The 24,036-nt window shown below is 75.7% G+C and carries 22 protein-coding genes and 1 riboswitch; of the genes, 7 read left to right on the top strand and 15 right to left on the bottom strand.

What is annotated here, in order from left to right:
* Nucleotides 1–12: 12 nt before the first annotated feature.
* The 10 genes from cobI to VFG42_RS02585 all read right to left on the bottom strand — a co-directional run bounded on the left by cobI (nt 13) and on the right by VFG42_RS02585 (nt 13,299).
* Nucleotides 13–762 carry a precorrin-2 C(20)-methyltransferase gene (gene cobI, locus VFG42_RS02630; RefSeq protein ID WP_324904960.1) on the bottom strand — a complete coding sequence of 250 codons (750 nt, stop codon included), beginning with the start codon at nt 760–762 and terminating at the stop codon, nt 13–15.
* Entirely contained in the window at nt 759–2,123 is a 1,365-nt protein-coding gene (locus tag VFG42_RS02625; RefSeq protein WP_324904958.1) for a cobyrinate a,c-diamide synthase, read from the bottom strand. Before VFG42_RS02625 ends, cobI begins: the two co-directional genes overlap by 4 nt.
* Nucleotides 2,120–3,103 (bottom strand): hypothetical protein, encoded by a 984-nt coding sequence (locus VFG42_RS02620; protein WP_324904956.1) that lies wholly within the window; start codon nt 3,101–3,103, stop codon nt 2,120–2,122. Before VFG42_RS02620 ends, VFG42_RS02625 begins: the two co-directional genes overlap by 4 nt.
* Complete coding sequence (gene cobO / locus VFG42_RS02615) at nt 3,100–3,693, bottom strand: cob(I)yrinic acid a,c-diamide adenosyltransferase (RefSeq protein WP_324904954.1); 594 nt, start codon at nt 3,691–3,693, stop codon at nt 3,100–3,102. The genes VFG42_RS02620 and cobO overlap by 4 nt, the downstream gene beginning before the upstream one ends.
* On the bottom strand, nt 3,690–5,648 hold the full coding sequence (locus VFG42_RS02610) for a VWA domain-containing protein (RefSeq protein ID WP_324904952.1): 1,959 nt from the start codon (nt 5,646–5,648) through the stop codon (nt 3,690–3,692). The genes cobO and VFG42_RS02610 overlap by 4 nt, the downstream gene beginning before the upstream one ends.
* A gap of 61 nt (nt 5,649–5,709) precedes the next feature.
* Nucleotides 5,710–6,759 (bottom strand): nicotinate-nucleotide--dimethylbenzimidazole phosphoribosyltransferase, encoded by a 1,050-nt coding sequence (gene cobT / locus VFG42_RS02605; RefSeq protein ID WP_324904950.1) that lies wholly within the window; start codon nt 6,757–6,759, stop codon nt 5,710–5,712.
* Nucleotides 6,756–10,391: a cobaltochelatase subunit CobN gene (cobN, locus tag VFG42_RS02600; RefSeq protein WP_324904948.1), complete on the bottom strand. Its 3,636-nt coding sequence runs from the start codon at nt 10,389–10,391 to the stop codon at nt 6,756–6,758. The genes cobT and cobN overlap by 4 nt, the downstream gene beginning before the upstream one ends.
* The gene (locus VFG42_RS02595; protein ID WP_324904946.1) at nt 10,376–11,896 is read right to left on the bottom strand and encodes a cobyric acid synthase; all 1,521 of its coding nucleotides are present in this window, start codon (nt 11,894–11,896) and stop codon (nt 10,376–10,378) included. Before VFG42_RS02595 ends, cobN begins: the two co-directional genes overlap by 16 nt.
* Nucleotides 11,897–12,682, bottom strand: coding sequence for an adenosylcobinamide-GDP ribazoletransferase (locus VFG42_RS02590; RefSeq protein ID WP_324904945.1), 786 nt, complete (start codon nt 12,680–12,682; stop codon nt 11,897–11,899).
* Nucleotides 12,679–13,299: a histidine phosphatase family protein gene (locus tag VFG42_RS02585; protein WP_324904943.1), complete on the bottom strand. Its 621-nt coding sequence runs from the start codon at nt 13,297–13,299 to the stop codon at nt 12,679–12,681. Before VFG42_RS02585 ends, VFG42_RS02590 begins: the two co-directional genes overlap by 4 nt.
* A 107-nt stretch (nt 13,300–13,406) precedes the next feature.
* A riboswitch (cobalamin riboswitch) is annotated at nt 13,407–13,488 on the bottom strand.
* A gap of 63 nt (nt 13,489–13,551) precedes the next feature.
* Here VFG42_RS02585 and VFG42_RS02580 point away from each other — a divergent pair.
* Nucleotides 13,552–14,223: a histidine phosphatase family protein gene (locus tag VFG42_RS02580; protein ID WP_324904941.1), complete on the top strand. Its 672-nt coding sequence runs from the start codon at nt 13,552–13,554 to the stop codon at nt 14,221–14,223.
* 34 nt (nt 14,224–14,257) lie between these two features.
* Here VFG42_RS02580 and VFG42_RS02575 read toward each other — a convergent pair whose 3' ends face one another.
* The 3 genes from VFG42_RS02575 to VFG42_RS02565 are packed head-to-tail and all read right to left on the bottom strand — an operon-like array spanning nt 14,258 to nt 16,032.
* On the bottom strand, nt 14,258–15,133 hold the full coding sequence (locus VFG42_RS02575; RefSeq protein ID WP_324904939.1) for a hypothetical protein: 876 nt from the start codon (nt 15,131–15,133) through the stop codon (nt 14,258–14,260).
* Nucleotides 15,130–15,687, bottom strand: a complete 558-nt coding sequence (locus VFG42_RS02570) for an RNA polymerase sigma factor (RefSeq protein WP_324904937.1) — start codon at nt 15,685–15,687, stop codon at nt 15,130–15,132. Before VFG42_RS02570 ends, VFG42_RS02575 begins: the two co-directional genes overlap by 4 nt.
* Nucleotides 15,688–15,744: 57 nt before the next feature.
* Entirely contained in the window at nt 15,745–16,032 is a 288-nt protein-coding gene (locus VFG42_RS02565; protein ID WP_324904935.1) for a DUF3817 domain-containing protein, read from the bottom strand.
* 145 nt (nt 16,033–16,177) lie between these two features.
* Here VFG42_RS02565 and VFG42_RS02560 point away from each other — a divergent pair, with 145 nt between their 5' ends.
* The 3 genes from VFG42_RS02560 to VFG42_RS02550 are packed head-to-tail and all read left to right on the top strand — an operon-like array spanning nt 16,178 to nt 18,254.
* Nucleotides 16,178–16,744 carry a TetR/AcrR family transcriptional regulator gene (locus VFG42_RS02560; RefSeq protein ID WP_324904933.1) on the top strand — a complete coding sequence of 189 codons (567 nt, stop codon included), beginning with the start codon at nt 16,178–16,180 and terminating at the stop codon, nt 16,742–16,744.
* Nucleotides 16,745–16,746: 2 nt separating this feature from the next.
* Nucleotides 16,747–17,559, top strand: a complete 813-nt coding sequence (locus VFG42_RS02555; RefSeq protein ID WP_349260375.1) for an amidohydrolase family protein — start codon at nt 16,747–16,749, stop codon at nt 17,557–17,559.
* On the top strand, nt 17,556–18,254 hold the full coding sequence (locus VFG42_RS02550) for an enoyl-CoA hydratase/isomerase family protein (RefSeq protein ID WP_324904930.1): 699 nt from the start codon (nt 17,556–17,558) through the stop codon (nt 18,252–18,254). Before VFG42_RS02555 ends, VFG42_RS02550 begins: the two co-directional genes overlap by 4 nt.
* On the opposite strand, the gene VFG42_RS02545 is transcribed toward VFG42_RS02550, so the two are convergent.
* Nucleotides 18,251–21,247 carry a sensor domain-containing protein gene (locus VFG42_RS02545; protein ID WP_324904928.1) on the bottom strand — a complete coding sequence of 999 codons (2,997 nt, stop codon included), beginning with the start codon at nt 21,245–21,247 and terminating at the stop codon, nt 18,251–18,253. The two genes, VFG42_RS02550 and VFG42_RS02545, sit on opposite strands and share 4 nt — an antisense overlap.
* Nucleotides 21,248–21,531: 284 nt before the next feature.
* On the opposite strand from VFG42_RS02545, the gene VFG42_RS02540 reads away from it, so the two are divergent.
* The 3 genes from VFG42_RS02540 to VFG42_RS02530 all read left to right on the top strand — a co-directional run bounded on the left by VFG42_RS02540 (nt 21,532) and on the right by VFG42_RS02530 (nt 23,597).
* On the top strand, nt 21,532–22,647 hold the full coding sequence (locus VFG42_RS02540; protein WP_324904926.1) for a GAF domain-containing sensor histidine kinase: 1,116 nt from the start codon (nt 21,532–21,534) through the stop codon (nt 22,645–22,647).
* A complete protein-coding gene (locus tag VFG42_RS02535; RefSeq protein WP_324904924.1) occupies nt 22,647–23,255 on the top strand; it encodes a response regulator transcription factor in 609 nt (202 codons plus the stop codon). The genes VFG42_RS02540 and VFG42_RS02535 overlap by 1 nt, the downstream gene beginning before the upstream one ends.
* Before the next feature lie 75 nt (nt 23,256–23,330).
* Nucleotides 23,331–23,597: a hypothetical protein gene (locus VFG42_RS02530; protein WP_324904922.1), complete on the top strand. Its 267-nt coding sequence runs from the start codon at nt 23,331–23,333 to the stop codon at nt 23,595–23,597.
* A gap of 161 nt (nt 23,598–23,758) precedes the next feature.
* Here VFG42_RS02530 and VFG42_RS02525 read toward each other — a convergent pair whose 3' ends face one another.
* On the bottom strand, nt 23,759–24,019 hold the full coding sequence (locus tag VFG42_RS02525; protein WP_324904920.1) for a hypothetical protein: 261 nt from the start codon (nt 24,017–24,019) through the stop codon (nt 23,759–23,761).
* Nucleotides 24,020–24,036 lie beyond the last annotated feature (17 nt).

The raw sequence follows: 24,036 nt of genomic DNA, 5'->3' as shown, positions 1-24,036 counted from the left end.
GTCGATGTCGCCTCATCGGATCCGTCCTCCTCGCGGCGCGCCGTCGCGCGCCGGCGTGACCAACACGGTGGAGAAGTACGAGGCCGGGCCGTCGGTCTCGCGCGCGGTCGCCACCGACTCGCCCGCCTGCCCGAGGTGAGTGCCGACCGAGGCCTCGGACTCGCGGCCGGCGGCGCGGATGACGTCGAGGACGCGCGGCAGTTGGCGGCCGCCCTTGTAGATGACGACGGTCTCGAACGCCGCCAACGCCGCGCGGACGCGGTCCTCGCCCGCGGTCCACGGGACGAGCGCGAGGCCGTCGGTGCCCTCGGCGAGCAGCGCGCCGGTGCGGGCGGCGAGGTCCTGCATCGCGGTGATGCCGGGCACGGTGCGGACCGTCACGTCCGGCACCAGGCCGCGCACGGTGTGCACGACGTAGGCGAAGGTGGAGTACAGCGCCGGGTCGCCGAGCGTCGCGAACGCCGCGGTGCCGCCGCCGCGCACGACCTCCGCGATCGCCGCGCCCGCGGCGTCCCACTTCGCGTCGCGCCCGCCGGCGTCGGTCATCGCGAAGCCCAGCCGCACCAGCCGCGCCTCGTCGACGTGCTCGGCGACCACGGCCTCCGCCCGCCCCGCGCCGCCCGTGGCCGACGAGGCCGCCGTGGAGGGCACGAAGACGCGGTCGGCCGCGCGCAGCTCGCGGACCGCCTTGAGCGTCAGGTGCTCGGGGTCGCCGGGGCCGACGCCCACGCCGACCAGCGCGCCCGCGCCGGGGCTCGTCACGCCGTCGCCTCCGCCGCGGCCCGCACGAGCCGCGCCGCGACCTCCGGCGTCGCCGCCCAGTGCGTGTGCAGGTACGACGCGTGCACGCCGCCCAGCACGAAGCCCTCGATCTCCTCGCGGCCCCGCGCGCGCAGCGTCCATGCGGGCGCGTTCGCGTCGGCGGCCGGATCGACCGAGCTGTAGTGGAACTCGTGGCCGCGCGTCACCGTGCCCGCCGGCCACGCCGGGTGGTCGCCGGTCGCGGTTGCCTCGCGGTAGCCGAGCGTCAGCTTCTCGCCCATCCACGCGCGCGCCGGGACGACGTCGCACATCGGCCGCCCGTCCAGCTCGGTCGACAGGTACAACAACCCGCCGCACTCGGCGAGGATCGGCCGCCCGCGCCGCGCGAAGGCCGCGACCTCGGCGCGCAGCGCCCAGTTGTCGCTCAACTCGGCGCCGAAGACCTCGGGGAAGCCGCCGGCCAGCAGCAGCGCGCCGCAGCGCGGCGGCAGCTCCTCGTCGGCCAACGGGTCGAAGGGCACCAACTCGGCCCCGGCGGCGGCCAGCAGCTCGTGGTTCTCGGTGTAGTGAAACGAGAACGCGGGACCGCCGGCGACGGCGATCCGCGCCTCGCGCAGCGGCGCTCCGTCGTCGGCGGACGGCTCCGGCGACCACGCCTCCCCCGCCTGCGCCGGCGCGCTGCGCGCCAGCGCGACCAAGGCCTCCAGGTCGACGCCCGCGCGGACGGTCTCCGCCAGCCCGTCGATCGTCCGGCGCGCGTGCGCCTCCCGCTCGACCGCCGGCACGAGGCCCAGGTGGCGCTCGGGCACGGTCAGCGACGCGTCGCGGCGCAGCACGCCGAGCACCGGCACGCCCGCGGGCGCGATCGCCTCGCGCAGCAGCTCCTCGTGCCAGTCCGAGGCCACGCGGTTGAGGACGACGCCGCCCAGCCGCAGCTCGGGGTCGAACGTCGCGAAGCCGTGGACGATCGCGCCGACCGAACGCGCCATCGCGCTCGCGTCGACCACCAGCACGACGGGCGCTCGGAGCAGCTTGGCGACCTGCGCCGTGGAGGCCAGCTCGCCGCTGCCGCTCGCGCCGTCGAAGAGCCCCATGACGCCCTCGACGATCGCCAGGTCGGCGCCCGCCGCGCCGTGCGCCGCCAGCGGCGCGATCAGGTCGGGGCCCGACAGGTAGGCGTCGAGGTTGCGGCCGGGACGCCCGGTGGCGAGGCGGTGGTAGGAGGGGTCGATGAAGTCCGGGCCGACCTTGAACGGCGCGACCGCGTGGCCGGCGCGCGTGAGCGCGGCCATCAGGCCGGAGGCGACGGTCGTCTTGCCCGCGCCGGAGTGCGTCCCGGCGATGACGAGCCGGCCGGTCACCGGCGGGCCTCCTGCGCCGAGGACGGCGCGGGCGTGAACGGGCCGTCCCAGATCGGAGAGCGGACGACGAGCCGCTCGTGCAGCCGGACCGCGCCGCCGCGCGCGATCCCCGGCCCGGCGATCACCGCGGGCACGGGGTCGCCGTGGTGGCGGCCGGTCTCCACGCAGGTGGCGTGGTCGGAGGTCACGGCGATCGTCCCGCCGTGGGCCGCCGCCGCGCGCGCCAGCGGGCCGATGACGTCGGTGTCGGCGGCCTCGAGCATCACGCGCTTGCCGAGGCGGTCGCGGTGGTGGGCGGCCTCGTCGGCGCCGCCGACGTGGACGACGACCGTGCGCGCGCCGTCGCGCAGCGCGTGCAGCGCGGCGCCGGCCTTGGCGGCGAGGTCGCTGCCGACGTCGCCGGTCGCGCCCTGGGGGTTGACGACGCGCGCGCCGAGCAGCCGCGCGCAGCCCGAGGCCGCGCCGGGCGCGGCGACGACCGTCGTCGTGCCGTCGAGCACCGGGTCCAGCCCGGCGCCGTCGGCCCACACGAACGCGTCGAGCGCCGCGACCGCGCGCAGCTCCGGGCGCGTCGTGCCGACCGCCAGGAAGCGGTGGCCCTTGAGATGTTGGACATCATGGTCGGGCAGCGCGCGCGCCACGTCGGGCGCGAGCAGCAGCGCCTCGGCGGTCACCGCGCGGCGCCCGTCGGGATGGTGCAGGTCGACGCGCCACGCGCTCGCCCCGGCGGGCACGTCCAGGCCGGCGGCGGCCGCCTCGACCAGGCCGCGGTCGACCGGCGCCGACGGCGGCGCGCCGAGCAGCGTCGGGATGCCGACCTCGCTGCCGGGCTCCAGGCCCGCGGGCGTCGTGGCGACGCGCGCGACCGCGCCGCGGTCGCAGAGGACGTCGAGCGCGGGCATGCGCGCCTCCTCGAGGGTCGACGGCCACGGCCACAGCGGCTCGGCGGCGCCGTCCAGGATGACGAGGATGCGCGTCACCACTCGATCCCCTGCTGGGCGCGGATGCCGGCGTCCATCGGGTGCTTGACCTTGACGACCTCGGAGACGAGGTCGGCGGCGTCGATCAGCGCCCGCGGCGCGTCGCGACCGGTGACGACGACGTGCTGGAAGCCGGGGCGGTCTCGCAGCGTGGCGACCACGTCGTCTTCCTCGATCCACCCGTACTTGATCGGGTAGGTCAGCTCGTCGAGCAGCAGGAACTCGTAGCGCTCCTGCGCGATCAGCTCCTTGACGCGCTCCCAGCCGACGCGCGCCTTGTCGGCCGACTCGTCCAGGTCGCGCGAGATCCACGACCAGCCGTCGCCCATCTTCTCCCAGTCGATCCCGCCCAACGCGGCGGCGGCCTTCGCCTCGCCGACCTTCCACTTGCCGGACTTGACGAACTGGAAGACGCCGCAGCGGTAGCCGCGTGCCCAGGAGCGCAGCAGCATGCCGAAGGCGGCGCTGGACTTGCCCTTGCCGTGGCCGGTGTTGACGATCAACAACGGCCTGTCGCGCGGCTTGCGGCGGATCGGGTCGGCGGAGCCCTGGTCGTCGGGCGTGTGGGTGGTGTCGGGCGTGTCGGTCATGCGGCGAGGGCGCGCAGGCGGGCGGCGAGGGCCTGGCCGCCGGCGCGTGGGTCGAGGGTGAGCGTGGTGCCGCCCGCGGCGAGCGCGATGCGGCGGGCGCCGCCGAGGCGGACGGGCCCCTGCTCGCCGTCGACGACGACGAGCTGGATGTCGTCCTTGGCCAGCCGCGCGGCGGCGGCGACGGGATCGGCGCCCGCGTTGGCGCGCCCGTCGGAGACGAGCACGACGACCGCGGCGCGGTCGGGCTCGCGCAGCCGCTCGCGGCGGACGACGTCGGCGGCGAGCGCGAGCCCGGCGGCGATCGGCGTCCGGCCGCCGGTCGGCAGCGCGGTGAGCGCCGCCGCGGCGTGGTCGACCGCGCCGGTCGGCGGCAGCGGAAGCTCCGCGCCCGCGCCGCGGAACGTCACGAGCGCGACGCGGTCCCGGCGCTGATAGGCGTCGCCGAGCAGGTTGAGGATCGTGCCCTTGACCAAGGCCATGCGCTTGCGCGCGCCCATCGAGCCGGACGCGTCGACGCACAGCACGAGCAGCACGCCCTGCCGGCCCTCGCGCAGGTGCGAGCGCAAATGATGGGGTTGGACCGGCTGCCGCCGGGCGGCCAGCAGCGTCGGGACGATCGCGACGTCGTCGTCGCCCTGCCGCGCGCCGACGACCGTGCCGGTGCCCCGCGAGCGGGCGCGCCGGCCGGCGGCGCCGGCGGTGCGGCGGCGCTCGAGGTCGATGACCGGCGCGAGCGCGGAGCGGTCGGGGTCGGCGTCGGCGTCGCCGGCGGAGGAGCGGCGGTCGGCGGAGGAGGAGCGGTCCGCCTCCCCTCCGCGCCCTTCGCGCTCGCGCTCGCGGTCGTCGGCGCAGGCGCGGGCCGCGTCGGCGCGGGAGGCGGAGTCGCTCTCACCCGCGCGCGCGTCGTCGTCCGCCGGCGGCGTGTCGCTCGGCCCGCCGTCGGTCGGCGACTCGGGGTCCGGGTCGGGCTCGTCGTCGAGCGCGTCCTTGACGGTCTGCGGCGAGGGCGGCGGGGCGAGCGGGTCGCGGCGGAGGCGGTGGGTCAGCGCGAGCGTCGCGGCGCGTTCGACATGGTGGTCTTGGACCTCGTCCGCCCCGTCGAGCGCGGCGAGCGCCAGCGCGGCGCGGGTCGTCGCGAGGTCGGCGCGCAGGCCGTCGACGCCGAGGCGCGCGCAGAGCGCGGTGATGCGCACGAGCTGGCGGTCGGGCAACCGGACGCCGGGCAGGCGGTCGCGCGCGGCGACCAGGCGCGAGGCCAGCGCGGCCTCGTCGCCCACGTGCTGCGCCACGAACGCCTCCGGGTCGGCGTCGAAGCGCAGGCGGCGCCGCACGACCTCGGTGCGCAGCGCCGCGTCGTCGGGCGCGTGGACCTCGACGCCGAGGCCGAAGCGGTCCAGCAGCTGCGGGCGCAGCTCGCCCTCCTCGGGGTTCATCGTCCCCACCAGCAGGAACCGCGCCGGATGCCGGACGCCGTGGCCGTCGCGCTCGACCACGTTGACGCCGGACGCCGCGACGTCGAGCAGGACGTCGACCGCCGCGTCGGGCAGCAGGTTGACCTCGTCGGCGTAGAGCACGCCGCGGTGCGCGGCGGCCAACAGGCCGGGCTCGAAGACCGCGGCGCCCTCCTGCAGCGCGCGGCGCACGTCCAGCGCGCCGACGACACGTTCGATCGTCGCGCCCAGCGGCAGCTCGACCATCGGCGCCTCGCGGACTTCCACCCCGACATGCTCGACCTCGCACGGACACGGCTCGCCGGGCGCGACGCCGTACGGGCACCCGCTCGCGACCTCCTGCTCGGGCAGCAGCGCCGCCAGCGCCCGGACCGCCGTCGTCTTCGCCGTCCCCCGCTCCCCGCGCACGAGCACGCCGCCGAGCGCCGGGTCGACGGCGCACAGCAGCAGCGCGGTGACCAGGTCCTCCTGGCCGACGATCGCGGTGAGCGGGAACCGCGTCACGACCGCATCGCCCCCGGCGCGGGAGCGAGCTGCCGCCCGGCATGCGCGCGCTCTGCGCGGGTCATGCCCCAGCCACCCCGGCCTCGGCGAACGTCGCCATCCCGTCGTGCAGGCGGCAGGCGGCGTTGACCAACAACAAGGCGGTCGCGGCGCCGGAGCCCTCGCCGAGCCGCAGGTCCAGCTCGACCAGCGGACGCAGGCCCAGGCGCGACAGCAGGTGCTCGTGCGCCGGCTCGACCGAGCGATGCCCCGCCAGCAGGCGCGGCTTCAGCTCCGGCGCCAGCTCGGCGGCGACCGCGATCGCGGCCGTGGCGATGACGCCGTCGCAGATCAGGCCGAGGCCGTGCTCGCCCGCGCCGAGCGCCAGGCCGGCCAGCACCGCCAGCTCGCCGCCGCCGAGACGCCGCAGGATCTCCAGCGGGTCGTCGAGGTGCGGGCCGTGGAGGTCCAGCGCGCGGGCGATGACCGCGCGCTTGCGCCACAGGCCCGCGTCGTCCACGCCGGTCCCACGGCCGACGACCGCCTCGGGCGACAACCCGCACAACGCCGCCGTGAGGCACGCCGCGGGCGTCGTGTTCCCGATGCCCATCTCGCCGGCGATCAGCAGGTCCACGCCGTCGGCCTGCGCGCGGCCCGCCAGCGCGCGGCCGGCGCGGATCGCCGAGCGGACCTCGTCCTCCATCAGCGCCGGCTCGACCGCGAGGTTGCGCGACGGCGTCGGAAGTCCGACGTCGACCGCGGCCACGCCGTCCGGCGGCGCGATCACGCCCGCGTCGACCAGCACGACGTCGGCGCCCGCGTGCTCGGCGAGCACGGTGATCGCCGCCCACCCCGCGCCGAACGCGCCGAGCATCTGGCCGGTGACCTCCTGCGGGAACGCGCTGACGCCCTCGGCGACCACGCCGTGATCGGCGGCGGCGACGACCACGCGCGTGCGCGGCACGCCCGGCCGCGCCCGGCCGGTGACGCCCGCGACCCACGCCGCGACGTCCTCCAGGCGCCCGAGCGAGCCCGGCGGCTTCAGCAGCTGGGCCTGCCGCTCCCGCGCCGCCGCGCGCGCCGCCGCGTCGACCGGACGGATCTCCGGAACCAACCCCATCACCTTGCTCATGCCGGGTCTCCCGCTTCCTCGAGCTGCTCCTCGACGTCCAGCAGCTGCTCCCGCAGCGCCTCCAGCGTCCCCGGCTCCGGCGCCGTCCACAGGCCGCGGTCGGCGGCCTCCAGCAGGCGCTCGGCCATCGCGTGCAGCGCCCACGGGTTCGACTTGCGCAGGAACGCCCCGACGTCCGGGTCGCGGACGTACTTGTCGCTGATCGCCTCGTACATCCAGTCGTCGACCACGCCGGTGGTGGCGTCGTAGCCGAACAGGTAGTCGACGGTCGCCGCCAGCTCGAACGCGCCCTTGTAGCCGTGGCGCGTCATCGCGCCGATCCAGCGCGGGTTCGTCACGCGCGCCCGGAAGACGCGCCGCGCCTCCTCGGCCAGCGACAGAGCCCGCACGCGCGCCGGGTCGGCGCTGTCGCCGATCCACGCCTTCGGGTCGCGCCCGCTCAGCGCGCGCACCGCCGCGACCATCCCGCCGTGGTACTGGAAGTAGCCGTCGGAGTCGAACAGGTCGTGCTCGCGGTTGTCCACGTTCTTGACCGCGACCTCGATCCGCGCGAACGCGTCCCGCACCGCGCCGCGCGCCTCCACCCCGTCCAGGCCCGCGCCGTAGGCGTAGCCGCCCCAGGCCTCGTAGACCGCGGCGAGGTCGGCGTCGTCGCGCCAGTTGCGCGCGTCGATCAGCTCCAGCAGGCCCGCCCCGTAGGCGCCGGGCGCGCTGCCGAAGACGCGGGCGGAGGAGCGACGCCACGCTCCGCGATCGCCCAGCTCGCCGGCGAGGCGATCGGCGTCCGCGCGCACGTGCTTGCGCACGTAGTTGTCGTCGTCGCCCTCGTCCAGCGCCGCGACCGTCGTCACCGCGTCGTCGATCAAGGACACCAGGTGCGGGAACGCGTCGCGGAAGAAGCCGGAGATGCGGACGACGACGTCGATCCGCGGGCGCCCCAGCTCGGAGAGCGGCACGACCTCGATCCCCGTCACCCGCCGCGTGTCGGGATGCCAGATCGGCCGCACGCCGAGCAGGTGCAGGATCTCGGCGACGTCGTCGCCGTGCGTGCGCATCGCGGCCGTGCCCCAGACGACGATCCCGACGGTCTCGGGATGGCGGCCGTCTTCGGCGACATGGCGCTCCAGCAGCGCGTCGCCGAGCCGCACGCCGACGTCCCACGACAGCTGCGACGGCAGGGCCTTCGGGTCGACCCCGTAGAAGTTGCGCCCGGTCGGCAGGACGTCGACGCGCCCGCGCGTCGGCGAGCCGCTCGGGCCGGCGTCGACGTACCGGCCGTCGAGGGCGGCGAGCACCGCGTCCATCTCGCCCGTCGTCGCGCGCAGGCGCGGCACCAGGTCGGCAGCCGCGAAGCGCAGGGCACCGAGGACGTCCGGCGCGTCGGTGTCGAGCACGTTGCGGGCGACCTCGCCGACGGCGTCCACGTCCCACTCGCGCGCCGAGAGCGCGTCCAACACCATGTCCTGCGCGGCGTCCAGCGCGTCCAGCGCCGTGCGGTCGCCCGCCTCGATCAACGCCGGCTCATCGACTCCACGAGCAGCGCCGATCGCGCGCCGCAGCGCCGGGACGTCCGCGTTGGGCAGGCGCATGATCGCCGCGACGAGGTTGCGCAGCGCCTCACCGGACGGAGCAAGGCCCAGCACATGCAGCCCGTCGCGCACCTGCAGGTCCTTGACCTCGCACAGGTACGTGTCGAGGTGCTCGATGACCGTGTCGATCTCCTCGGCGTGGTCCTCGGTCAGCGACAGGTCGTGCTGGAGGTTGGCGGCGTTGACCGCCTCCCAGATCCGCCCGCCGAGCGCGGGCAGCTTCGACGGGTCCAGCGCCTCCATCCGCGCGTACTCGTCGAGCAGGTCCTCCAACACGGCCAGCTCGTCGTAGGTGCCCGCGCGCGCCATCGGCGGGATCAGGTGGTCGACGATCGTCGCGTGCATGCGGCGCTTGGCCTGCACGCCCTCGCCGGGATCGTTGACCACGAACGGGTAGACGACCGGCAGCGAGCCGAGGGCCGCGTCCGGCGCGCACGCCGCACCCAACCCCACCGCCTTGCCCGGCAGCCACTCCAGCGTGCCGTGCTTGCCGAGGTGCACGAGCGCGTCGGCGCCCCACACGCGCTCCAGCCACCAGTAGGAGGCGAGGTAGTGGTGCGACGGCGCCAGCTCGGGGTCGTGGTAGATCGCGCTCGGGTCCTCGCCATAGCCGCGCGGCGGCTGGATCGCGACGAAGACGCCGCCGAGGTCGACGCCCGCGAGCACGAGGTCCTCGCCGTCGCGCCACTGCGTGCCGGGCGGCGGGCCCCAGGTGTCGACGATCGACGCGCGCAGGGCCTCCGGCAGCTCCGCGAACCACGCCTCGTATTGCGCGACCGGCAGGCGCGCGACCGCCGCGGCCAGCTGCGCGTCGGTGAGGTGGTCGGGGTCGTAGCCGCCGGCGGCGATCAGGCCGTGGATCAGCGCGTCGCCGTCCTCCGCGATCTCGTCGATCCGGTAGCCCGCCTCGCGCATGGCCTCCAACAACGCGACGCCCGACGCCGGCGTGTCGAGGCCGACCGCGTTGCCGATCCGCCCGTGCTTGGTCGGGAAGGCGGAGAGCATCACCACCACCTTGCGATCGGCGGGCGGCGTCGTCCGCAGCTTCGCGATCCGCACCGTCAGCGACGCGACGTGCGCGCAGCGCTCGGTGTCGGCCGCGTAGAGCGAGACGCCCTCGAACTCCGCGTGCGGCTCCTTGAAGGACACCACGCCGCCGAGCAGGCGCCCGTCGAACTCGGGGATCGCGACCTGCATCGCGACGTCCATCGGGCTCAGGCCCGCGGGCGACTCCTCCCACGCGGCGCGCGAGCGGGTCACGCAGACGGCCTGGATCACCGGGACGCCGAGCGCGGCCAGCGCGTCGGCGCGCCACGCACCCTCGTCGGCGGCGGTCGAGCCGCCGCTCGCGAGCACCGTGACGATCAAGGCATCCACCTTGCCTCGCAACGCGCGCAGCACCGGCACGTCGTCGTCGGCGTCCGGCCGCAGCGACTGGGTCCAGACGCACTCCGGCCGGCCGCCCGCCTCCGCGACGGCGCGCGCCAGCGCGTCCACGAACGCCGTGTTCCCCGCCGCCAGGTGCGAGCGGTAGAAGACGATGCCGACGCGCGGGCCCTCGTCGGGCACCTCGACGCCGACCGGCTCGTAGCCGCCGTGGTCCTCCAGCGCGCGCGGGTCCTCGAAGCCGTAGCCCTCCAGCAGGAACGTGTCGGCGAGGAACTTGAGGAAGTTGGTGGCGTTGTCGACGCCGCCGTGGCGCAGGTACTCGAAGGCCTGCGCCAGCGCCCCCGCCGGCGCGTGGCTCAGCTCGGCCAGCTCGGCGTCGGGCTGGGGCTCGCCGCCGAGCAGGATCAGCGAGAAGCCGCCCTCCTCCGCGGTCGCGCGGGCGCGCAGCGCCTCCACCCCGTCCTCCCACGCGCGGCGGCCGCCGAGCAGCCGCACGACGACGACGCGCGCGCCGTCGAGGATCGGGTCGAGCGTGCCCGCGTCGAGCGCCGCCGGGTTCGCGACCCGCACCTCCGGGAAGCCGTCGGGCAGCTCGGACAGGGCGCGGGTGACCGCGAGCAGGTCGGTGTCGGCGTGGCTCAGGACGCGGAGCACGCGGTCCTCCGGAGGTCGAGGGTGGGAAGGCCTTCAGGAACGCCGTCGGCCAACAACGTGTCGAGGACGTCGCGGTCGACGTGCTCGTCGATCAGGTCGCCGAGCACGTCCAACCGCCGCTCGCGGACGTCGGCGAACGCGACGTCGCCGGGCCGCCAGTCGCGGCCGCGCTCGGCGGCGACCCAGGCCAGCAGCGCGCGGCGGAACGCGTCGCCTTCGAGCAGCCCGTGCCAGGACGTGCCGATCACGTTGCCCGTGACGCAGCCCTCGCCGTCGATCAGCGTCTCGGCGCCGTCGTCCGGGCGCGGGTCGCCGTGGCGGATCTCGTAGCCCGTCGCGGGCGCGTCGCCGAACCGCGCGGAGCGGCCGGACACGCGGCGCAGCAGCTTCTCCGGCGCGAACACGGTCTCCACCGGCAGCAGCCCGAGGCCGTCGACCACGCCCGCGCGCGACTCCACGTCGTCCTCGATCCGGCGCCCGAGCAGCTGGTAGCCGCCGCAGATGCCGAGGATCGGCGCGCCCGCGGCCGCGCGGCGCGCCAGCGCGACGTCGAGCCCGTCGCGGCGCAGGCGCTCGAGGTCGGCGACCGTCGCCTTCGTGCCGGGGACGACCACCAGGTCGGCGCGCTCGACGTCGACCGGCGAGCGCGTGAAGCGCACGCCGACGCCGGGCTCGGCGGCCAGCGCGTCGGCGTCGGTGAAGTTCGACATCCAGCGCAGGCGCAGCACCGCGACGTCGAGCGTGTCGCGGCCGACCGGCGGCGCGGGCGCCGGCGCCGGGGCCTCCAGCGCCAGCGAGTCCTCGGCGTCCAGCCACAGGCCCTCGCGCCACGGCAGCACGCCGATCGCGCGGCGCCCGGTCAGGTCGTACAACATGTCCAGGCCGGGCGCGAGCACGGTCGCGTCGCCGCGGAACTTGTTGATGAGGAACGCGGCGACGTGGCGCTGGTCGTCGGCGTCGAGGACCGCGAGCGTGCCGACCAACGACGCGAAGACGCCGCCGCGGTCGATGTCGCCGACGAGCAGAACCGGCAGGTCCGCCGCGCGCGCCAGCCCCATGTTCGCCAGGTCCCGCGCGCGCAGGTTGATCTCGGCGGGCGAGCCCGCGCCCTCGCAGATGACGGCGTCGAAGCGCTCGCGCAGCGCGGCGAGCGCGTCGAGCACCGGCTGCTCGAGCTTGGCCTTCAGGGCCTGGTAGGAGCGCGCGGTCGCGTCGGCGAACGGCTTGCCCATCAACAAGACCTGCGACGACGTGTCGCCCGCGGGCTTGATCAACACGGGGTTCATCGCCGCCTCGGGCTCGATCCCGCACGCCGCCGCCTGCATCGCCTGCGCGCGGCCGATCTCGGCGCCCGACGGCGTGACCGCCGAGTTGTTGGCCATGTTCTGGGCCTTGAACGGCGCGACCGACACGCCGCGCCGCGCCAGCGACCGGCACAGGCCGGCGGTGACCAAGGACTTGCCCGCGTCCGACGCGGTGCCGCAGACGAGGAGCGCGCCGCCCATCTACGACCACGCCCCGCTCAGCGCGACCAGCGCGAAGATCTCCACCAACTTGCCCGACGCCCCGAGCGTGTCGCCGGTTCGCCCGCCGAACGCGCGCCGCTGGACCGCGAGCGCGACGAGCAGCGCGACCGCCGCGGCGGCCGCCGCGACCCACGCGCCCAGGCCGACCGCGACCGCGACGGCGACAGCGATCGCGACGACCGCGGCGAGCGGCGCCACCGTGAGCGACCGCCCCAGCCCCTCGCCGACCCGCGCGTTCGGCAGCGCCGCCGCGACGACGACCATCGCCGCGCGCGACAGCACGTGCGCGACGATCAGCGCCTTCGCCGCGTGCTCGGCGTCCAGCGACGCCAGCGCCAACGCGGCCGGCAGCAGCGCGCACGCGATGGCCAGCGCGCCGTGGGCGCCGACGGCCGAGTCCTTCATCGCGGCCAGCCGCCGCTCGCGCGTGCCGTGCACGCCGAGCCCGTCGGCCGTGTCGGCCAGCCCGTCCTCGTGCAGCCCGCGCGTGACGACGATCGCGAAGACGATGGCCAACGCGCCGGCGACCGCGTGCGACAGCCCCGCCCAATCGCTCAGCAGCACGACGCCCGCCGCGCCGCCGCCGACCAGCGCGCCCACGGCCGGGAACCACACGGCCGCGCGCGACAGCCACGCGTCGCCCGAGGCGGTGCCGCCCGCAGGCACGATCGTGAGGAACGACAGCGCGAGCCGCGCGCCGTCGAGCGGGCCGCCGCCGGGCTCCGAGGACGCGGCCGCCGTGGCCTCGCCGCGCGCCGCGCTCACCGCGCCGCCCCCACCCGCTCCACGCGCGGCCGCGGGTCGCGGTACAGCGCCGGCTCCCAGTTGATCCGCGCCACGCGCCAGCGCGTGCCGCGGCGGCGCAGCTCGGTGACCGACGTCGGCGCGACGTCGATCGTCCAGAACGCCTCCTCCGGAACCTCCAGCCCGCAGACGACCGCGGCGCGGATCACCGACGGGTGCGTGACCGCGATGCGCACGCCGTCGCCGTCCAGCGACTCCAGCCACCCGCGCACGCGCGCCAGCAGCTCCCGCAGCGACTCGCCGCCGTGCGGCTTGCCCGCCGGGTCGGCGCGCCACGCGCGGATCGCCTCCGGCTCGTCGCTCTCGACGTCGCTCAGCGACCGCCCGCGCCAGCGCCCGAAGTCCCAGTCGGCCACGCCCGCGTCGACGGACGCGTCGTACCCCAGCCCCAGCGCGACCGCCGTCTCCAGCGTGCAACGCGCGTCGGAGCGCAGCACCGCGCGCGCCTTCGGCAGGTGAGCGGCCAGATCGCCCACGCGCCGCACGGCCCCGTCCAGCAGCGGGCCGTCGCCACCGAACGCGGCGCGACGGGTGTCGGCCGTCGCCGCGTGGCAGACGAAGAGGACCCGGAGGCTCACGCCGTCCGGCGCGAGAGGGGTGCTGCGGGGTCGACCAACGAAGGAACCTCCTCGGGATTTCGCGTCCCGGAGTCAAAGGGAAAAGGGGAGGCGAAGACCCGAGTTAAGTTCCTGGCTTCCGGAGTGCCTGACCAACATGTAGGCCTCCGGTCACAGTGGCGCGACCGCGTCGGAATCTCACCGACTTCCCGTGCCTTCGCGGCACGGCGCTGACAGTACCACGCACCGTGCTTCTGACAAGGTGCCGTTCCGATGAGCGAGCAGCGGCGGTATCCCCAGCGTGCGTGGTCCCTTCCCGACACCGCGACCGAGGTTCTCCTGGTGCGCCACGGCGCCTCGCAGGACGCGGTCCCGGGCGAGCCGTTCGAGCTGCTGGAGGGCCACTCCAACCCGCCCCTGTCGGAGATCGGACGGGATCAGGCCGAGAAGGTCGGCGCGCGGCTGGCGCAGTCGCCGCCCGACGCGCTGTTCATCACCACCTTGCGGCGCACGGCGCAGACCGCCGCGCCGCTGATCGCCGCCACCGGGCTGGAGGCGACGGTCGTCCCGGAGCTGGCCGAGGTCAACCTCGGCGAGTGGGAGGGCGGCGAGCTGCGCTTCCGCACCGCGCACGGCGACCCGCTCGTCGCGCGGATCTTCGAGGAGCAGCGCTGGGACGTCATCCCCGGCGCGGAGCCGGCCGAGGCGTTCGCCGCCCGCTGCCGCGCCGGATTGGAGCGCGTCGTGGCGCTGACGGGTCCGGGGAAGGTCGCCGCCGCCGTCGTCCACGGCGGCGTCATCGGCGAGCTGGCCCGCCAGGCGACCGACGCGCCCCGCCTCGCGTTCGTGCACGCGGAGAACACGTCGGTCACCCGGCTGGTCGTCTTCGCCGACGGCCGCTGGCTGCTGCGCGGCTTCAACGACACCGCGCACCTGTACGGCTAGTGTCGTGATTCACCAGCGCGCCTGCCGTCCGGGCTCAGCCGCGCAGCGTCTGCCCCGCGAGCACGCGGCCGTCCGCCGCGCGCTGGCGCAGGCGCACCGGCCCGGTCCCCTTGGCCGGCAGCGCGACGACGAAGATCCGGTGGCGCACGGCGAAGGACCGGTGCGGGCCGTGGCGGCCGTCGACGGTCACCCGCCGCGCGCCGGGCACCGCGATGCCGGTGGAGATCCCGTCGCTGCCGCCGGACACGACGCCGGTCGGCAGCGGGCGGCCGTCGAGCGGGATGCCCGTGCCGGGGCCGGCGAGGCCGGGCCCGGCGCGCAGGGTCATGATGTTGAGGGACTGCAGGCCGGGGATCGTGTCGCGGTAGCCGCGCACGATCGCCTCCGCCCGCGCGCGGCGCTCGCCGGAGGCGTGCGCGGCCAGCCACGCCAGCCGCGCCGAGAGGCACGCGCCGGGGTCGCGGAACGACAGCGGGCCGGCGCCGAGGGCCAAGAACACCAACACGCGCCGCCCGCCGGGCAGCGCGACGCGCCGCACGCTGCCGTCGACGATCGACCCCACGTAGCGGCGCGCCAGCAGCGCGCGCTGGGCGGCGGCGTCGGGCGCGGTCCCGGCCAGCAGCGGCCGCGCGGCGCGCGCGGGCTCGACGCGCACGGCGCGGACCGGCGTGTCGGCGTCGGTCAGGGCGCACGCGGGCTCGTGCAGCGTCGCGCGGACGGCGCGCGACGCGAGGCCGGCGGCGGTCCCGCCGCCGTCGTCGTGGCCGACGACCGGCAGGACGCCGGTGGCGGCGGTCGCCACGCCGCCGCCGACGACGACGGCGCCGGCCAAGGACAACAACAACCCGCGCCGCGCGCGGGCGCGCACGCTGTCGCGCAGCTGGTCGAGCAGGTGGTCGTGGGCGCTCATGCCGTTCCCTCCAGTCCGCTTCGCAGCCGCCGCAGCCCGCGGTGCACGCGCTGGCGCACCACGGCCTCCGAGCACGCCAGCTCGGCGGCGATCTCCTCGTAGGGCCGTTCGTCGACCACGCGCGCGAGCAGCGCCGCGCGCTGCTCGGCGGGCAGGTCCTCCAACAACGCGGTCAGCCGCCATTCGTCGGCGGCCGACGCCAGCGCCTCGACGCGCTCCAGGTCGGCGTCCTCGAGCGCGATCGGCTCGTGGCGCAGGCGCTCGCGCGCCGTGGCCTCGACGCGCCCGCGCCGCAGGCTGTCGCGCAGCTTGTGGGCGGCGATCGCGAACAGCCAGCCGGTCGCGCTCCCGCGCGCCGGGTCGAAGCCGCCGCAGGACACGACGACCGCCGCGAACGTCTCGGCGGTCAGGTCGAAGGCGACCTCCGGGCGGCCGGTCCGGCGCAGGTGGAAGCCCGTCACCGCCGCCAGGTGGCGGCGGTAGAAGGCCTCGAACGCCCGCTCGTCGCCGTCCGCCGCGGCGGCCAGCAGCGTGGCGTCGTCGCGTTCGCTCACCCGGCGCATCCTCGGTCATTCGCACGACCGGGGCGCCGTGTGACAGCGCCGCGGAGATCAGACGCGCTTGCGCAGGATCACGTCGCCGACGATCGACCCGACCGGGCCGCCGGTGACGAGCACGATCGCCGGGAACCACCAGCCCCAGAGCTTGCGCAGCGCGCCGTCGGCGGTGAGGAACAGCAGGGCCAGGAAGCCGAGGCCGTGGATCGGGCCGAGCACGTGCACGGCGTTGTCGGAGCGGTCGATCCACGCGAAGTACACGAGGACGACGAGCAGCACGGCGTCGGCGATCCCGACGGCCAGCACGCGGTTGAGGAGCTGCTTGGGGGACGTGGCGGTCACGCGCGGGATTCCACCAGGCCCGGGCGCCGCGCGGTGTGCGCTTGCTCCGCGGATCGATGGCAGCTGGAGGGCGCATGACGCCCCCGAGCTGCCATCGATGGTGAAGAGGCGCTTGGAGTCGTGCTCTAGAGTGGCGCTCCACTCCGTGCCCGCCGCCGACACCCGCACCGCCGTGCTCGACGCCGCCGCCCGCCTGTTCGACGCGCGCGGCTTCGCGGCGGTCTCGATCGGCGAGCTGACCGCGGCGTCGGGCGTCAGCAACGGGTCGATCTACCATCACTTCGGCTCCAAGGAGGGCGTGCTGGCGGAGGTCGTCGCGGGCGCGCTGGAGGGCTACCACCGGACCCTGCTGGCGGCGCTCGCCGCGCACGAGGGCGACGGCCCGGGCGGCGTCCGCGCCGCGGTCGCCCACGAGCTGGCGTGGTTCGCGCGGCACCCGCGCGAGGCGCGGCTGCTCCTCGCCCACCGCGACGCCGTCGCCGCCACCGGCCGCCTGCGCGCGCCCAACCGCGCGGTGCTGCGGGCCGTCGACGCGTGGGCGCGCGCCGCGATCGGCCCGGAGATCGACCTCGACCTGCTGCACGCCGTCGTCTTCTCCCCCGCGCGCTCGATCGGCGCGCTGTGGGTGGCCAAGCGCATCGAGAACGACCCCACCACCTACGCGGCGGCGCTCGGCGACGCCGCGTGGGCCGGACTGAAAGCGACCCGATGACCATGATCGTCGACGCCTGGATCCAGCACCCGACCGCGCGCTTCCTCGCGCACGACATGCTCGACTCGCTGCGCCGCTGGACCGGCGAAGCGATCCCCGAGGGCGAGATCCCGCTGAAGCTCACGCTCGACGCGCTGGCCGAGGCCGACGTCGACCGCGCGCTGATCGCCGCCTGGCACGGCCCGGCCGGCCCGCTGATCGCCAACGACGAGGTCGCGCGGTTCGTCGCGCAGGCGCCCGACCGGCTCGTCGGCCTCGCCTCGGTCGACCTGCGCCGCCCGATGCGCGCGATCCAGGAGCTGCGCCACCGCGTGGCCGACGAGGGCTTCAAGGGCCTGCGGCAGCTGCCGTGGCTGTGGGAGGTCCCGCCGACCGACCGCCGCTTCTACCCGCTGTACGCGGCCTGCGTGGAGCTGGGGGTGCCCTTCTGCACGCAGGTCGGCCACACCGGCCCGCTGCGCCCGTCCGAGGTCGGCCGCCCGATCCCCTACATCGACCAGGTCGCGATCGACTTCCCCGAGCTGACGATCGTCTGCGGCCACGTCGGGTACCCCTGGACCGAGGAGATGGTCGCCGTCGCGCGCAAGCACCCCAACGTGGTCATCGACACGTCCGCCTACACGACCAAGCGGCTCCCGCCCGAGCTGATCGCCTACATGAAGACCGGCTCCGGGCGCCACAAGGTCCTGTTTGGCTCCAACCACCCCATGATCCGCCCGGCGCACGCGCTCCAGGGCCTGGACGACCTCGGCCTCGACGACGAGACGCGGGCCCTGTACCTCGGCGGCAACGCCCAGCGGGTGTTCGGCCTGTGAGCGACGGGACCGTCCGCGTCACCGACGACGGCGCCGGCCTGCGGACGTTGACGCTCGACCGCCCCGAGAAGCGCAACGCGCTGTCGATCGCGCTGCGCGAGGCGCTGGCCACCGCGCTCGGCGAGGCCGTCGCCGACGACGCCGTCCACGCGATCCTGCTCACCGGCGCCGGCAGCGCGTTCTGCGCGGGCATGGACGTCACGCAGTTCGGCGGCGACCGCGAGCACAAGGAGCAGCTGCTGCACTCCAGCGCCGCGGCCTTCGGCGCGCTGGCCCGCTGCGCCAAGCCGACCGTCGCCTACCTCAACGGCCCCGCGATCGCCGGCGGCTTCGCGCTGGCGCTGCTGTGCGACGTGCGCGTCGCGGCGCCGACCGCGCGGATGGGCTTCCCCGAGCTGGGCCGCCACATCCCGCCGTCCTACGCGGCCGCCCGCGCCGCGCTGCCCGACGCGCTCGCGCGCGAGCTGTGCCTGACCGGCCGCGTGCTCGACGCGCCCGAGGCCGAGCGCCGCGGCGTCGTCACCCGCCTGGGCACGCTCGGCGACGGCATGGCACTCGCGGCCCAGATCGCCCAGGCGCCGCCCGCGGTCACGCGCGAGGTCAAGCGCCGCGCGCTGCTGGCGGGCGAGACGACGTGGCTGGCCCTGCTCGACGACGAGCTGGACCGGCTGCGCGCGGCGTTGTTGGGGTCCTAGATCGCCTGGCTCGGGACGGCCGCCGCCGCGTACATCGCGGTCAGCTCGTCGGGCGGCACCGGCCGGCTGAACAGGAAGCCCTGGCCGTGCACGGCGCCCAGCTCGCTCAGCGCGATCCGCTGCGCATGGGTCTCGACGCCCTCGACGACCACGTCGAGGTCCAGCGTGCGGGCCATGTCGAGCACCGCGCGGACGATCGACCAGCGCTGGGACTCCGGCCGGTGGTCGGCCAGGAACGCGCGGTCGAGCTTCAACGTGGACAACGGGAAGTCCGAGACCGACGACAGCGACGAGTAGCCGGTGCCGAAATCGTCCAAGGCGATGCGCACGCCGAGGTCGCGCAGCGCCTGCAGCGTCGCCTCGGCCGCGGCCGGGTCCTCCATCAGCGCGGTCTCGGTCACCTCGACCGTGAAGCGCCCGGGCGCGATCCCGTGCTCGCCGAGCACGCGCGCGACGTCGTCCACGAAGCCCGGCGCGCTCAGCTGCAGGCGCGACGCGTTGACGCCGACGATCAGCCCCGGCCAGCGCGCGGCCTCCCGCGCCGCCTCGCGCAGCACCCAGCGGCCCAGCTCGGCGATCCGGCCCGTGCGCTCGGCCAGCCCGATGAACTCGTCGGGCATGATCGTGCCGCGCTCGGGGTGGTGCCAGCGCACGAGCGCCTCGGCCGCGTGCAGCGCGCCGTCGCTCAGGCGGACGATCGGCTGGAAGACCAGCGCCAGCTCGTCCTGGGCGATCGCGCGGTCCAGGTCGTTCAACAACGCGACGCGGTCCAGCGCCAGCTCGCGCATCGCGTGCGCGAAGACCTCGTAGCGGCCCTTGCCCGCGAGCTTGGCGCGGTGCATCGCCAGGTCGGCGTCGCGCAGCAGCGCCTCGGCGTCGACGTCGGCCTCGGCGCCCTGGGAGAGCGCGATGCCGATCGACGCCGTCTGGCGGATCGTGTGCCCGGCCAGCGTGCACGGCGCCGCGGCGGCCTCCAGCAGCCGGTCGGCGACCGCCAGCGCCTCCTCGGGGTCGTCGAGGTCCTCGCAGACCACCACGAACTCGTCGGCGCCGAAGCGCGCGAGCGTGTCGTTGGCGCGCAGCGCGCCCTGCAGGCGCGGGCCCAACATCCGCAACAGCTCGTCGCCGCCCTCGTGGCCGTGGCGGTCGTTGACGTCCTTGAAGTCGTCGACGTCGATGAACAACGCGGCGACCGACCGGTGCTCGCGGCGCGCGCGGGTCAGCGCGTGGCGCAGGCGGTCGACCAGCAGCGCGCGGTTGGGCAGGCGCGTGATCGGGTCGTGCAGCGCGCGGTGGCGCAGCTCGCGCTCGGCGGCGTCGCGGCGCACCGCGGCGGTCAGGACGTGGCCCGCGGAGGCCAGGAACGCCAGCTCGCCGTGGTCGAAGCGGCGTGCGCCGACCGCGGCGTGGACGGTCAGCACGGCGAACGGCGCGTCGCCCTCCCCCGCGACGGCGACCGCGACGCCCGCGACCGCGCCGGCGTCGGTCAACGCGCGCGTGGGGAAGCGCAGCTCGGTCTCGGGGTCGTGCAGCTCCAGCGGCCCGACGCCGTCCAGCGCGGCGCGCGCGTGCTCGATCGCCGCCGCGCCGTCCCAGCCGTGGGCGGCCATGACCGCGCCGGAGTCGGCGCCGACGACCGTCGCGAACGGGACGCCGAGCGTCTGGGCGATCGCCCGGACCGCGGCGCCGAGCAGCTCCACCGGGTTGGTGGCCAACGCCAGGCGGCCCAGCTCGGCCAGCGCGGACTCGCGGCGCTGGGCGGCGTCGCGGTCGGTGACGTCGAGCAGCTGCAGGATCGCGTGGTCGACCGCGCCGGAGGCGTCGCGCACGACCGCGCCGGTCAGCGCGACGTGGATCTCGCGGCCGTCGTCGCGGACCATGCGGCCGTCGCGGTGGTAGGCGTCGTTGCCGTCGACCATCACCGAGCGGACCGCGGCCTCGCCGGCCTCGTGGTCGTCGGGATGGCGCCAGTCGCGGATGTCGGCGCCGAGCAGGCGCCGGAGCGTGGTGCCGAGGATCTCGGCGGCGGCCGGGTTGGCCTGCAGGACCTGGCCGCCCGCCGAGATGATGACCATGCCCACGCCGGCGTCGCGGAACATCCGCTCGAAGCGGCGCTCGCTGGTGCGCAGGCGCTCCTCGGCCTCGCGCTGGGCGGTGATGTCGGTGTACTCGGCGAAGAAGCCGGTCGGCATGCCGCGGTCGTGCAGGACGACGGCGTGGACGGTGGTCCAGCAGACCGTGCCGTCGGGCCGCACGAAGCGCTTGTCGTAGACCACCGTGTCGAGCTGGTCGGCCTCGGCGTCGGCGAGGTTCTCGTGGGCGGTCGCGTGGTCGCCGGGGTGCGTGACCTCGATGACCGGGCGGCCGACGAGCTGCTCGGGCGTGCGGCCGATCATCGCGGCGAACGCGCCGTTGACCTGCGTCCAGCGTCCGGAGAGGTCGATGAACGCCTGGCCGAGGAGGCCCTGCTCGAAGCCGGCGTCGAGCTGGCGCTGGGTGCGCTCCAGCGAGTCGAGGATGACGCGCGCGACCGCGCCGACGATCGCGGCGGTCGCGACCGCCGCCACCCACGACGAGACGTAGGTCCCGAACGGGAGCGGGTGGTCCACGCGCAGCGCCTGCAGGCCGAAGGCGACCGCGAGCGCGACGCCGGAGGCCAGCGTGTGGGCGATCCCGACGCGGCGGCCGGCGGCGTAGGCGAACGGCGCGGCCCAGGCCAGCGCGAAGCCCGAGCCCTCGGGCGTGTCGCGGCTGGCGGTGACGAAGGCGACGATGACCGTGGAGGCGACCGCGATCCAGCCGACCTGCGCGAAGCTCAGGCGCTCGCGCCGGGCGTGGATGCCGGCGCCGAGGGCGAAGGCGACGATCCCGCCGGCGGCGACGGGCACGGTGCTGCCGACCAGCGCGCCGCGGGTCAGCGTGATCGCGCCGGCGGCGACCAACATGATCCCGAACGCGGCGGTGAGGCGAGGGGGCGCGGACCGGTGCACCATCAGAAGGAAGCTCGGCCCCGAACCACCGGAACTTGAAGAACCCGCCGCGACCATGTCCGCGTCGGCACCGCGACCGACACCACCCGACCGGGTGTTTCACCCGGCCGCCGGGGTCGCGCGCGAGACGACCACCCATCAGGGTGGATTCCGGTGCCCGCTCACATGGGATCTGGTCAGGACTCCCGCCGGCCTCGGGACGCCGGCAGCCGTGAGCGCGTTCCTTCTCCTCTGGTGGGCCGGGCGATGGCGCCCGGCCCATCGACCCTCGCCTAGCCTGTTCTGCGATGAGCACCGTGGGGCCGCCCGAGCCGCAGCAGTTCTCGCCGATCTCGGCCCTGCACGTCTTCGTGTCGCTGCTCGGCGAGGTCGAGCAGGCCACGCCCGACGCGCCGGGCGCGTTCTACAACCGCCTGGCCGAGGCGGTCTGCCGGCTGGGCCAGATGCCGCGCGCGGTCGTGTTCATGTACGACGACGTCGCGCGCCGCGTGCGCGTCGTCGGCTCGCACGAGGTCGACATCGAGCTGTTCGACGGGCACATCCTGGCGATCGAGTCCGCGCCGATCGCGGGCCGCGCGCTGGACCTCGACACGGTCGTCGAGGGACCGTCGGCCGAGCTGACCGCGCCCTACGACACGCTGCTCGGCATCGACCACCTGGTGGTCGTGCCGCTGGCCGCGGGCGGGCGCGGGTTCGGCGTGATCTTCGCCGACGGGACCGACCGCCACCTGACCGACTCCGAGCGCGAGGTGCTGCGGTCGCTGGGCAAGGTGTGCGCCTTGGCGCTGAGCGCGCGGCTGGCGACCCGCCAGCAGGTCGACGGGCGCCACCTCGCCGACCGCATCGACCTCGCGCGCGACATCCACGAGCGCGTCGTGCAGCGCGTCTTCGGCGTCGTGATGGCCTTGCAGTCCGGCGCGCTGCTGGACGAGGTCGACCAGCGCCGCGCGGCCGCCGAGCTGGGCGCCGCGCTCGACGACCTGCGCGAGGCGATGGCGCGGCCGCTGGCCGCCACGCCCAAGTTGGTGACGTTCACGCTGCGCGAGGAGCTCGACCGCCTGGTCTCGCAGTCCGCGGAGGTCGACGTGCAGTGGCAGGACGACGTCGAGATCCCCGCCCTGTTCGAGCCCGTGACCCAGTCGGTGCTCGCGGAGGCGATCCGCAACGCGCGGCGCCACGCGGCGCCCGGCCGGATCGGGGTCGCGGTGCGCGGCGACGCCGATACGGTGGAGCTGGAGATCACCAACGACGGCGTCGGCCCCGCCCAGCGCGGGGGCGCGGGCATGGGCCTGCGCATCGCCGCCTTCGAAGCCCTACAACATGGGGCATCCTTGACCTTCGGGCCGGACGGCGCCGAGCACTGGCACGTCCGACTCGTCCTCCCACGACCAGAGCACGCCTGATGCAGCAGATGACCGATCGCAACCTCCGAGTCCTCGTCGTCGACGACCACCAGGTGGTCCACTGGGGGCTGCGGCTGATGTTGGGGCGGTTGGACTGGGTCGAGCGCGTGGTGCCGGCGGCCAGCGGCGACCAGGCCGCGGAGTTCGCGCGCCGCTACGAGCCGCACGTCGCGCTCGTCGACCTGTTCGTCGGCGAGGAGTCGGGCACCGAGATCGTGGGGATGATCCGCAGCGCGTCGCCGACGACGCGCGCGCTGCTGTACAGCGGCGCGGGGCGCCTGAGCGCGAAGGCCGCGCGGGCGGCGGGCGCGCACGGGTTCATCACCAAGGAGCGCGACGCGTCCGAGCTGGCCGACGCGATCCGCCGCGTGGGCCGCGGGCTGACGTTCTTCGACGAGGCGACGCCGAGCGGCATGGTCCTGACCGACCGCGAGCGGCAGGTGCTGGAGCGGGTGGCCGGCGGGATGACGAACGCCGAGATCGCGACCGAGCTGCACCTCTCGCCCAACACGGTCAAGCAGCACGCGTCGGGCATGTTCCGCAAGATCGGCGCGCGCAACCGCACCGAGGCCGTGCAGCGCGCGCAGCGGCTCGGGTTGATTTCCTGACAGCTCCCCCCACTCGGGTGCACTGAGCGCCGAATCGATGGTGGCCGGCCGGCCGGGTCGGGAAGGTCCGCTGCGATGCGCTACTCAGCCCTCTTCGCCATGGACGATCCCGAGCCGCTCGTCGGCGCGAGCCTCGCGTGCCCGTCCTGCCTGAGCGAGGCGACGCGCGTCGTGGTCGGCGCCGACCTCGACGGCCGCAGCCACTGCATGGCGTGCGGGACGCGCTGGTCGTTGACGCTGGAGCCCCAGCAGCTGCTGCGCCTGAGCCTCGATCCCCCGGTGACGGCCGACGTGCGCTTCAGCCGCGCGCTGCCGGAGTCGCTGCTGCCGCCGCCGGACTAGTGTCGTGATTCATTCATTCGGTCGCAGCATTCCGGGATGCTCGGCCCCGTCAGGCGGTCGTCGATGACCGCAGGCGACCCCTTGGGTCGTTGAGGATCAGCGACGAGCGCATGGCGGCGGCGAGTGCCCGGAGGCGGCCAGCGAATGAATGAATCACGGCACTAGGCCCCGAGGGCCTCGGAGCGCATGTAGGCGACGAGCAGGCGCGTGATCTGCCGGCGCGTGGCCTCGTAGTGCTCGTGGAAGCGGGCGGCCTCGCGGAAGCTCATCGTGTGGTCCTGCCAGTGGCCGCACGCGCCGCAGCGCAGGGTGAGGTGCACGTGGCCGGTGATGGTCTCCTCGCGCGTGGAGGCGATCGCGAACGCGTCGGCGTCGCACGCGTCGCACGTCACCGGGGCGTCGGGCTCGAGGCGGTCGTGCATCGCCGTGGGGTTCGACG

Source organism: Baekduia sp., from assembly GCF_035685985.1.
Classification (GTDB): Bacteria; Actinomycetota; Thermoleophilia; order Solirubrobacterales; family Solirubrobacteraceae; genus Baekduia.
Note: the sequence above shows the minus strand (reverse complement) of the source record. Positions and strands in the feature narration are given on the sequence as shown.

Bases quoted from the DNA above. Each gene is read 5' to 3' on its own strand.
- VFG42_RS02580 (WP_324904941.1), top strand. From the start codon at position 13,552: ATGAGCGAGCAGCGGCGGTATCCCCAGCGTGCGTGGTCCCTTCCCGAC.
- VFG42_RS02525 (WP_324904920.1), bottom strand. From the start codon at position 24,019: ATGCACGACCGCCTCGAGCCCGACGCCCCGGTGACGTGCGACGCGTGC.
- VFG42_RS02575 (WP_324904939.1), bottom strand. From the start codon at position 15,133: ATGAGCGCCCACGACCACCTGCTCGACCAGCTGCGCGACAGCGTGCGC.
- cobT (WP_324904950.1), bottom strand. From the start codon at position 6,759: ATGAGCAAGGTGATGGGGTTGGTTCCGGAGATCCGTCCGGTCGACGCG.
- VFG42_RS02530 (WP_324904922.1), top strand. From the start codon at position 23,331: ATGCGCTACTCAGCCCTCTTCGCCATGGACGATCCCGAGCCGCTCGTC.
- VFG42_RS02545 (WP_324904928.1), bottom strand. From the start codon at position 21,247: ATGGTGCACCGGTCCGCGCCCCCTCGCCTCACCGCCGCGTTCGGGATC.
- VFG42_RS02540 (WP_324904926.1), top strand. From the start codon at position 21,532: ATGAGCACCGTGGGGCCGCCCGAGCCGCAGCAGTTCTCGCCGATCTCG.
- VFG42_RS02535 (WP_324904924.1), top strand. From the start codon at position 22,647: ATGCAGCAGATGACCGATCGCAACCTCCGAGTCCTCGTCGTCGACGAC.
- VFG42_RS02555 (WP_349260375.1), top strand. From the start codon at position 16,747: ATGATCGTCGACGCCTGGATCCAGCACCCGACCGCGCGCTTCCTCGCG.
- cobO (WP_324904954.1), bottom strand. From the start codon at position 3,693: ATGACCGACACGCCCGACACCACCCACACGCCCGACGACCAGGGCTCC.
- VFG42_RS02595 (WP_324904946.1), bottom strand. From the start codon at position 11,896: ATGGGCGGCGCGCTCCTCGTCTGCGGCACCGCGTCGGACGCGGGCAAG.